Source organism: Zunongwangia pacifica, assembly GCF_023499215.1.
In the GTDB taxonomy this organism is placed as follows: Bacteria; Bacteroidota; Bacteroidia; order Flavobacteriales; family Flavobacteriaceae; genus Zunongwangia; species Zunongwangia pacifica.
The window spans coordinates 42633-53464 of sequence record NZ_JAKHSK010000035.1; the positions used below are offsets into that span (position 1 = coordinate 42633).

The following is a 10832-nucleotide window of genomic DNA, read 5'->3' on the forward strand; positions in this document are numbered from 1 at the left end:
GCTAAAATCTTCAATGGGTTGCGTGAAAAGTTAATAAAAACTAAAAAAAATATTTATATTAAGTTAATTTTGGTGATTTTGAAGCACATTTTTAAGACTATCTATCGTTACTGGTTTTACAATATAGTTGCTAACGTTATCGTATGATTTTGCCTTATTAATATCACTGGGATCGATAGAAGAGCTAACGATATAAATCGTAATTACCTTTTCACTCTTAATCTTTATAAATTCTTCTAAAAATTCCCATCCATCCATTACGGGCATATTAAGGTCTAATAATATAACATCTGGTAATTCGTCTTCTGCAGATATTATAGCCTTTAAGTGATTTAAAGCTTCTTTGCCATTATGGAAAACCAAAAAGCCATTACAAAAATCGGCTAATTCCATTATTTTTTTTGCGCTAAAAACGAATATTGGATCATCATCAATAACGCAGGCAAGATCAATTTTCTTCATTTTTAAAATAGATTTTAAATAGGGTTCCCTTATTTACTTCACTTTCTACTTCTATTTTTCCTCCTATGGCTTCAATTTGATTTTTGGTAATAAATAGTCCAATGCCTCTAGAATCTTTGTGTTTGTGAAAAGTGTTGTACATTCCAAACAACTTATGTCGATTTCGTTTTAAATCAATCCCCAGTCCGTTATCCTCAATGTTAAGAATAGTTTCACCATTAACCAGATCATTTTCAGCATACAATTTAATAAAACTATTTCTTTCTAGAGAACGATATTTAATACCGTTGGTAATAAAATTAAGCAAAATGCTCTCTAAATATGCCGGGATGCCAAGTATATTAATGTTTTTATCGATATTAAATTCGATGTTTACCTGAGCTTCCATGGCCAGTGCACTTGTGCTTTCCACAGCTTTTTCTATAAAATCATGCAAATTTAATCGGCTCAGATTTTCTTTTATTAAGGTATTTATAACCACGACCTCGTTAAGATGTTCTATGGTTTCTTTTAGGTTTTCGCTGGCAGTTCTTAAAAGTTGGATAATTTGATTTTCGTTTAGTTCTGAGCATTCTATTTTGAGGAGATCCAATAATGACGAGAAATTGCAGGAATGGCTCCTTAAATTATGGGATACAATATTTGCAAAATTTCGTAAACGTTGATTTTGGTCTTTTGTAACTTCTAAAAGACTTAAGATCTCATTTCTAGCTTCTTTCAGTTCGGTTATTTCAAGTGCTGCATGCAGGTAACCAATTAATTGCTCATCTTGTAAAATAGGTGTTATAGTTAATAATATCGGGATTCTATTTTTATTAATGTCTAAGTAACTCCATTCACGTGTGGTACTTTTTCTCTTTTTAGCTTCAAAAACCAGTGCCTCAAAATTGGTAAGTTCTCTACGAAATTCTTGATTGAGAGACTCAATCCTTTGGGCAATTTCTTTGGGATCGTGAAAAAGTAAAACATTTTTTCTTTTAATATTTTCAGCTTTATGGCCTAAAAGGTTTTCGGCTCCTAGATTAAAATCGGTAATTAAACCTTCTTTATCTGTTGCTATAAAACTAACTTTTGTACTGGCAGCCAATAATGCTTTTTGATGTGCCAGTGCTTTATTTAATTGTTGCTGCGCTAATTTTCTAATACTAATATTCTTTATCTGCATGGTGATTAATAGTGGTTCACCATTACTATCTGTTATTAAAGAAGCGAATATTAATACATATATTTTTTCGTTTTTCTTGGATATAAGTTGAAGTTCGACATGAAAATGATCTTCTTTTTTATGCACTAATTCCTTGATGAGTCTATGAATTCGATTGAAATCTTTTTGATTTACCAGTTCAAAAATGGGCTTTTTTAATAGCTCATTTTGACTATACTTTAATATTGAACAAAGACTTTTGTTTACTTTTAAGGGTTTGGCGTTAAGATCACAAATAGCCATACCAATTGCAGCATTTTCAAAATTTCCCCGAAAAGTTTCTTCGCTTAGTCTTAATTTTTCCTGGGATTGTTTGTACGAGGTGATATCGTGCATTGCTACAACGGCACCTATTATCTTACCGTTGTTATCTTTAATTTGCGAACCACTTACCGATACAAGTCGATCTTCGCCATATTTAGGCTTAATTCTTATAGTAGAATTACTAATATAACCATTTTCTAATACCTGAAGTAAAGGAATCTCGTCTTTTGTAAGATGGGTTTTACCGTCCTCATGATAAAGGCCATAGTAATCTGAGAGTTTATCAGGATCCATGGCAGTAACCGGTAAGCCATGCCATTCTCTTGTAGTACTGTTAAAAAGTTCGAGCTCACCCTTAGCATTACAGGAAACGATACCAACTTTTAAGGATTCTAGGATGGTTTCTAAAAATTGTTTACGGCTTTCGCTAATTTGCTTAAGTTTTTTAAGCTGAGTAATATCGGTAGTATGGATTATAATACCACCTATTTCTTGCTCATTAGTGTACCAGGGCTGCATAGACCATTTTACATATCGCTTTTTTCCAAATCGATCTATAAATTCATCATCCTCACTTAGTAGTGATTCTCCTTTAAGTCCAAGAAGGTGGATTGCTTTCCATTCGTCTTTTACATCAGGGAAAATATCGTAATGGTATTTATTAATGATATCTATATCTTCTACATGGTAATCCTCTTTCCATTTTTTAGAAGTTACGATATAGCGCATTTTGGTATCGAACATTGCAATAGCCGTTGGCGCTTCTTCAATAAATTTTTGGCTTCTTTCGATTTCTTTTTTCTGCCGCGTTATTTCTTCATGGTATCCTGTCATCCATTCAGGTCTTCCATCTTCCGTCCAACTAACTACTTTACCACGATCTGCAACCCAAACCCAATGTCCTTTTTTATGGCGCATTCTGGCTTCGGTTTTATATACTTCTGTTTTACCTTCAAAATGTTCATTTAAGATTTTCTGGCAATATTCAGCGTCTTCGGGATTCGCAAATTTATTCCAGGTATCTACAGATGTTGGTTGTAACTCTTCAAGCCCGTAGCCTAAAATTTTTGCCCATTGTTTGCTAAAAATAGTCTCTCCTGTTTGGATGTTCCATTCCCATGTTCCAATACCGGTTCCATCTAAAACATGCTCATAACGCTTAACCTGTTCTTGTAAATGAAGATCGGACTTTTTAAATTTAGTAACGTTTTTTACTGCAATCAGGATTCTATTTTTTAAAGAAATATTCTTAAAGCTAATAATAGCGCATTCTAACCATAGTATATATTTGTGGCTATGGACAAATCTAAAGATCAGATTTTCTTCTTGTGAAGTGTTTATAGCTTTTGAGGCAAGAACTTTCTCAAATTGATTTAGATCCTCGCTATAAATAATATCTTTCCAGATTTTTTTATTTTTAGCAGATTTGGTATTATCATAACCAAGCGATTCCAGAAGTTTTGGAGAGCAAAAAACATTTTCGTCTTCCTGGCCGTCTATAATAAAAAAACCATCAAGAGCATATTTTTGAATAAAATCGAAATAAGCCTTATCTTTTGTGATAGCCAGATATAACTCATCATTTAGATAAGAATTGCTATCCTTTACAGGGGATGTTTGGGTATTTTTAGGGTGCATTATGTATTTGTAGGGTTTTAAAAATACATAAAATATAATTAAACGGCACTTTTTTTTTGAATAATTTAATTATAAGGGTTAAATAAATACTTATTGTAATCTGTTGCAGTGATATGTTAAGAATACCTTAATTTTACCAGGCTTCTTTAAATCCGTTTTCCAAAGCTTCATTATAAACTTCTAAATTGAAAGTATATAAATTAGGAGCTTTGTGAGCACCACCTTTGCGGGTTTCCTTTAATTTATTAAGAATACCATATTTCGTCATTTTACGATAAAAATTACCACGGTTAAGGGGCTTATCCAGAACTATTTCATAGAGTCGCTGCAACTCAGGCATTGTAAATTTTTCAGGTAACAGGTTTAATCCTACAGGACGATAGTTAAGTCCTTTTCTTAGTTCTAATAACGCAGTATTAAAAATTTCCTCGTGATCCATCATAAGATTAGGAAGCTCATGTACATTTTTCCATTCGCTGGCATCAGATAAATCGTCTACTTTGGGTTCAACTTTTGCAAAATTGGTTAATGCATAATATCCAACCGAAAGAAATCGTTGTTTTTGCCACAGATCATCTGGATGACCATCAAAGAAATCTTTAGTTCGGTTTACGTTACCAAAGGTTTTAAATTGATTAAGGTAAATTTCTTTTGCTCCGGTTCGTTCCTCTAGGATTCTATAGGCACCATCATCCAGGTTTTCATTTTTCCATAAATACCCTCCCGGTAGGGCCCATTCATCTTTCTCCTTTAGCCTAACTAACAAGATTTTTAGCGAGGACGTATCGAAACCAAATACAACGCAATCGATGGAAATACTTGGTAAACTTTTCTCTTTGTTTATTTTTGAATATTTATTTAAAATTCTAGTGAATTCCGATTTCATTGTATCTGGTTTAATTCTCAAAATTACATTTACATTTCTATTAATCAAACTTTAATTTTACTAAAACTTGATGTTAATTAAAAATTGTATAATTTAAATTGTGAAATTTTTAATTTTTGAAAATAATATTTTCTCAATATTCTTTATCTAAATAATTTCGATCATTTGCATTTTGTCTTGATAGGCCAGAAATTTTATAAATCATTGAAAATCAAAAAATAATTAAGAAAATTTGAAATAATGTCTGTAGTCACCAGAGTTTGTTAGTGTTTATGAGGCTATCATATAGATCATCATTTCATTTAATATATGTTATTCCTTTTTGCTTAGTAATAATATATAGTTTCGTCCTTTAGTTTGAGTTTTTTATCGATAATTTCTTAATTTATATGAGAAAAGTTTTATTTATTGAAGCTAATACTTTAATATTGTTGTTAGATGAAGCAATGGCTTTCATCTTATAATATCGTTCATTTTTTGGTTAGGTTGGTATGATATTAGAAAAACTGGTTAGTTGTAAAAACGGGATGCATTGCATCCCGTTTTTTATTGGCACCGCCAAAGGGTATAATACCCCGAGGCTTGCCTCGAAATTAAAAATTTGTTTTCAACGAATGCCTTGTGGGCTTGCCCCGAGGTACTTTACGTGTATATAGAACCTTAAATTTTCTAGTTAGTAACTTTGTAAAGTTTAAAAGCTAACTAAAAATAATTTAATCCTCATAAAGCTCTAAAGGTAAACCATCAGGATCGCTGAAAAAAGTAAATTTTCTTCCGGTATTTGGGTCAATACGAATGGCTTCAGTATTAATTCCTTTTGTGTGTAATTTCAAGATACTATCTTCTATATTTTCCACCTTAAATGCCAGATGTCTTAATCCCTGTGCTTCGGGACGACTTGGGCGCTTGGGTGCGTTTGGGAAAGAAAATAGTTCGATAATGTATTCTCCATTCAATGCTAAATCCAATTTATAAGAATCACGCTCTTTACGATAAACTTCCCGTATAATCTTTAATTCCAGTATTTTAGTATAAAACTTTTTTGACGTTGGATAATCTGAGCAAATTATAGCAATATGATGAACGGCTTTAAGCATGATCGATTTTGTGGTTTTTTAAGTCAGATTTTAAAGATACACCACTAATTTTTTTCGAGAAAGATTCATTGATTAAATACTCCAAAAGATTTGCTGCGTCGGTTACGCTCATTCCATCGCTATGAATATTCGAAATGCAATTTCTTTTTTCATCAGTCGTACCACTCTTAGGCTTGTATGTTGTATAAATCCCTAAACTCTTTGGACTGGATAAACCGGGACGCTCCCCAATAAATGTGGCTGTAAATTTTCCGTTTAGTTTTTCGGCAATTTCATCACCAATGGCGACACGACCGTTCGTTACAATGCTAATAGCTATCGAATATTTTTCTTTTAACTTTGGCAGTAATGCCTCTATAATTTTTGGACTTTGTAGTGTCGCTTCAGGAGATAAACCATCAACAATAGTAAAGATAATATCAAATCCAGAAGCATTTTTAATCTGGGTTTCAGCTAAAAGTTTTCCTAAGTCTGGCCGTTTTAAATATTCTTCGCGATTTTTTGCCTTACTTTTAAATTTGAAGATTTCTAAGCCGAGATTCTTTAGATCTGATTCGATTTTTTTAATCTCAAATTCGTTATAAATCGCATCCCGGGCTTTAGCATGATCTAGCTGAAACTGTAAAACATTTTTTAGCGATTGGCTTCCGCCGGTATTTCCAAGTGCAATACGAGCTTTAGAAAGTTCCCGTAGCAGTGTATAAGGATCCTCCTGAAGTTTGCTTTTATACAATTTTGGTTTATCCATTACTAATAAGTTTATGAGATTTGGTTAAACGTTGGCGATTTCCGTGTTCATCAAAAATTCCCATTTTTAAAAGCCATGTTTCAAATTCTGGTGCTGGCCGTTTATTCAAAACTTTCCTAAGGTACATCGCATCATGGAAAGAAGTACTTTGGTAATTCAGCATCACATCATCAGCACCGGGAACACCCATAATATAATTACAGCCTGCCACGCCCAAAAGCGTTAACAAAGCATCCATATCGTCCTGATCGGCTTCAGCATGGTTGGTATAACAAACGTCACAGCCCATAGGAAGCCCCATTAGCTTTCCGCAAAAATGGTCTTCTAAAGCTGCGCGTGTAATTTGTTTTCCATCATACAAATATTCAGGACCAATAAAACCAACCACGGTATTGACCAAAAGCGGATGGTATTTTCTGGCTACGGCATAGGTTCTAACCTCACAGGTTTGCTGATCTATTCCATGATGCGCGTTTGCAGAGAGCTCTGATCCCTGCCCGGTCTCAAAATACATTATATTATTTCCAATCGATCCTCTATTTAGCTGTAGCCCAGATTCGTAAGCTTCCTGAAGCATGTTTAAATTAATTCCAAAAGATTCATTGGCTTTTTGGGTACCACCAATCGATTGAAAAATAAGATCTACCGGTGCTTTTTCGATGATTTCCATGGTGGTGGTAATATGGCTAAGAATACAGGTTTGTGTAGGGATTTGGTATTGCTGCCTAAAATCATCGAGTAATTTTAATAATTCTGAAACAGCATTAGGACTATCGGTAGCTGGGTTAATGCCAATTACCGCATCACCGCAACCATACAGTAATCCGTCAATCGTACTCGCCGCAATTGCTTTAGGATCATCCACCGGGTTGTTAGGTTGCAATCTAACCGAAAATCGGTCTTTTAATCCAAGGGTGTTTCTAAATTTTGTAATCACTTCACATTTTTGGGCAACTTTTATAAGATCCTGATTGCGCATTAATTTTGAAACCGCAGCAACCATCTCGGGAGTTAATCCGGGAGAAATTTCTTTTAAAATTTTAGGAGTGGCATCGTAACTCAGCAGCCAATCTCTTAATTCCCCTACGCTAAATGCCGAAATTGGGTAAAAAGCTTCCATATTATGATCATCCATAATTAAGCGGGTAACTTCATCTTCGGCATAAGGAATAATAGGGTTTGCAAGAAAATCTTTTAATGGGACATCACTTAAAACATATTGTGCGGCCACCCGCTCTTTATTGTCTTTTGCCGCTACACCGGCCAGTACGTCACCTGATCGATGCGGACTGGCTTTGGCAAGTAAATCCTTTAAATCTTTAAAGTTATACGTGAGATTATTGATGCTGAATTTATAGTCCATAAGCCAACTTTTACTTGATAATCGAAAATGATATGCTCCGATCCAGATAGTTCACGGGATGCCTCGAAATAAAAATAATTTTCTAATAACGACCTCATGGGCTTGCCCTGAGCTAGTTTATTGAAAGTTAGTAAAAACCAATCTAGCAACTTGTTTAAAGAATATTAATTTAAATCGAAGTGATTAAATATTCACATTTATCAACTTAATAGTGTTTTTATTTACCAAATTATAAACTTTAAAGGTTATTTATTCCCAGAACGGTAATTTTTAATTGTTGATTAATTTCGTTATATTACAGAAAATCAATTATTTAATGTTCATAATTTTACTCAGTTTTCTTTCACATCCTATTTTTAAAAAATTTGGCTTAGCATTTATTGTTTTAAGTTTGACTTTAAGTTGTTCTGAAAAAAAGAATATCAGCGCTAAGGTTTCTGCCGATATTACACCAAAAACATATACTAAAGATCTTTCAGAAATAAAAGAAGACGGCAAACTCACCGTAATCACTATTTATAATTCCACCAGTTATTTTTTATACCGTGGAAAACCCATGGGTTTTGAATACGAATTGGTAAAAAAACTCGCCGAGCATTTAGAACTCGAATTAGATATTAAAGTAGCCAAAGACATCGACCATTTGTTTGACATGCTAAATGCAGGGGTGGGCGATTTAATAGCCTTTGGACTCTCTGTTACCGAAGATCGAAAAAAGATCGTCAATTTTACCGAATATCACTATTTAACCCATCAGGTGTTGGTGCAGCGTCGCCCTGAAAACTGGCGGAAGCTACCGATGTATAAAATTAAAAAACATACGATTAACGACCCTCTTGAAATGATTGGTAAAACCGTTCATGTACGCAAAAATTCTTCGTATTACGAGCGCTTAGAGAATTTGGAAGACGAGATTGGTGGACAAATCGATATTCAATTGGTTTCCGGAAATAAAACGACGGAAGATATTATAAAAATGGTAGTGGATGGCGAGATCGATTATACCATTTCAGATTATAATATTGCCGCCATTAATCAAACCTACAACCCAATTCTAGATATCGATACCGAAATTAGTTTCTCCCAACGTATTGCTTGGGCAGTACGTAAAACTTCCCCTGAACTGTTAGGCGAAATTAATTCGTGGCTAAAAAACCTAAAAAAGAAAGACTTTTATTACGTGGTTTACAATAAGTATTTTAAGAATAAAAAATCGTATCGCCGCCGTATTAAAAGTGAGTTTTATAGTAAAAATCAAGGAAAAATAAGTCAGTATGACGCCATCGTAAAGAGCAATGTTGAGCGTTTAGGCTGGGATTGGCGATTGTTGAGTTCTCAAATCTTTCAGGAATCACGCTTTCAGCCTAATGAGAATTCCTGGGCGGGCGCAGGTGGTTTAATGCAACTAATGCCGGCAACTGCTGAAGAATTAGGGGTAAAAGACATTACCAACCCGACACAAAATATTCGCGGCGGTACTCAATATTTAAAGAAATTAAGTCAGAATTTTACCAAAGTCGAAGATAGCCTTCAGAAAATAAAATTCACTTTAGCCGCATATAATTGTGGTTTGGGACACGTTCGTGACGCGCAACGGCTAACCAAAGCTTTTGGTGAAAATCCCTATGTTTGGGATGATAATGTAGAAGATTATTTGTTGAAATTAAGTTCGAGAGAGTTTTTTAACCGACCCGAAGTAAAATATGGTTTTGTAAGAGGGCGTGAACCTTATTTGTATGTAAAAGAAATCTTCCTTAGGTACGAACATTATAAAAAGCTTATTCCATTTAAAACGCCAGATACTGCTGCTCAAGTAGTTTCTAATTAAGTAGATATTAACATATTGTTTTAATAGGCAACCAGATTAGTTTTATATATTTGTGTCGTAAACGATTTAATCGAATAGGATTTAAAAACAATAAGTAATGAAAACCTTATATCAAACAACAGTTTCGGCAACCGGAGGAAGAGACGGACACGTAAATAGTAAAGACGGACTTTTAGATTTAGATGTTTTAGTACCTAAAGAATTAGGTGGAAAGGGCGGAGCTACCAATCCTGAGCAATTATTTGCAGCAGGTTATGCCGCTTGTTTCGATAGCGCGTTAAATTTAATAATGAGTCAAGCTAAAGTAAAACCCGAGAGCCCAAGCATTGTAAATGCAACGATAGGTATTGGCAAAAAGGATGACGGTGGCTATGGGTTAGCGGCAAAACTTTCGGTAGAAATTCCAGGAATTGAGAAGGAGAAAGCGCAGGAATTGGTAGAGCAGGCACATCAGGTTTGTCCTTATTCTAATGCGACCCGCGGAAATGTAGAAGTTGAATTAGAAGTTGTTTAAAACAACTGTGAAATTGCAGAATTCCCTTTTTGCTTGCTGCGGAAAGGGAATTTTTTTATTACATTCATTGCCAAAATGAAATGCCAGGGCCACGTTAAATTGCTGAAAGATGAGTGAAAAATATGAAGCTTTAAAATTGGATAATCAACTTTGTTTTCCGTTGTATACGGCTTCAAGATTGGTCATTCAGCGCTACCAACCAATGTTGAAGGATTTAGATCTTACCTATCCGCAATACTTGGTATTAATGGTACTTTGGGAAAAAGATGAGGTAAATTTGAGTGCGATTGCTGAAAAACTTCAATTACAGTCCAATACGTTAACGCCACTGCTAAAACGACTTCAACAACGTGGGTTTTTAGATCGTCAACGTTCTGAAACCGACGAGCGAAATATTGTGATTACCTTAACCGAAAAAGGAAAAAACTTAAAAGAAAAGGCTTGTGAAATTCCGGCGTTGTTAGCAGGGCAACTTCCATTATCTAAAGAAGACGCCAATGAGTTGTACCGGTTATTGTATAAAATAATTGAAAATATGAACGAAAAATAATTTAGTATTCCTTTACTGAAATTATTATTTCACAGAACACTTGTACTTCTATTATCATTTTAGTGAAGCAATTGCTTTCTTAAAATAGATGTTAATCGTAATTACCATAATTAACTAGATGCTAACAGCGTTTTTTGGCTATTGATCTTACCTTTATTAGTGAAATGATTTAAACTTTTTTTAAAAATAAAAAAGGGTTGCAGATATTTGTGTTGCGAAACATACAATTATCAAAACCAACCCTTTATGTACTCTGTACTTGACAAAGATACAATAGA

Annotated in this window: 9 protein-coding genes; 3 read left to right on the forward strand and 6 right to left on the reverse strand. The window is 34.1% G+C overall.

Features of this window, described 5'->3' with window-relative positions:
- Positions 1-63: 63 nt before the first annotated feature.
- From L1967_RS18270 to L1967_RS18295, 6 genes are all read right to left on the reverse strand, one after another.
- Positions 64-462, reverse strand: coding sequence for a response regulator (locus tag L1967_RS18270; RefSeq protein WP_249602945.1), 399 nt, complete (start codon positions 460-462; stop codon positions 64-66).
- On the reverse strand, positions 449-3568 hold the full coding sequence (locus L1967_RS18275; protein ID WP_249602946.1) for a PAS domain S-box protein: 3120 nt from the start codon (positions 3566-3568) through the stop codon (positions 449-451). The genes L1967_RS18270 and L1967_RS18275 overlap by 14 nt, the downstream gene beginning before the upstream one ends.
- Positions 3569-3701: 133 nt before the next feature.
- Positions 3702-4454, reverse strand: coding sequence for an NUDIX hydrolase (locus L1967_RS18280; protein ID WP_249602947.1), 753 nt, complete (start codon positions 4452-4454; stop codon positions 3702-3704).
- A 713-nt stretch (positions 4455-5167) separates the two neighbouring features.
- Entirely contained in the window at positions 5168-5551 is a 384-nt protein-coding gene (gloA2, locus tag L1967_RS18285) for an SMU1112c/YaeR family gloxylase I-like metalloprotein (RefSeq protein WP_249602948.1), read from the reverse strand.
- Positions 5544-6299 carry an ethanolamine ammonia-lyase subunit EutC gene (gene eutC, locus L1967_RS18290; protein ID WP_249602949.1) on the reverse strand — a complete coding sequence of 252 codons (756 nt, stop codon included), beginning with the start codon at positions 6297-6299 and terminating at the stop codon, positions 5544-5546. Before eutC ends, gloA2 begins: the two co-directional genes overlap by 8 nt.
- Complete coding sequence (locus tag L1967_RS18295; RefSeq protein WP_249602950.1) at positions 6292-7662, reverse strand: ethanolamine ammonia-lyase subunit EutB; 1371 nt, start codon at positions 7660-7662, stop codon at positions 6292-6294. The genes eutC and L1967_RS18295 overlap by 8 nt, the downstream gene beginning before the upstream one ends.
- 316 nt (positions 7663-7978) lie before the next feature.
- On the opposite strand from L1967_RS18295, the gene L1967_RS18300 reads away from it, so the two are divergent.
- The 3 genes from L1967_RS18300 (at position 7979) to L1967_RS18310 (ending at position 10554) form a co-directional block, all read left to right on the forward strand.
- Positions 7979-9490, forward strand: coding sequence for an MltF family protein (locus L1967_RS18300; RefSeq protein WP_249602951.1), 1512 nt, complete (start codon positions 7979-7981; stop codon positions 9488-9490).
- Positions 9491-9587: 97 nt separating this feature from the next.
- The gene (locus tag L1967_RS18305; RefSeq protein WP_249602952.1) at positions 9588-10004 is read left to right on the forward strand and encodes an organic hydroperoxide resistance protein; all 417 of its coding nucleotides are present in this window, start codon (positions 9588-9590) and stop codon (positions 10002-10004) included.
- 109 nt (positions 10005-10113) lie between these two features.
- Positions 10114-10554, forward strand: coding sequence for a MarR family winged helix-turn-helix transcriptional regulator (locus L1967_RS18310; protein ID WP_249602953.1), 441 nt, complete (start codon positions 10114-10116; stop codon positions 10552-10554).
- Positions 10555-10832 lie beyond the last annotated feature (278 nt).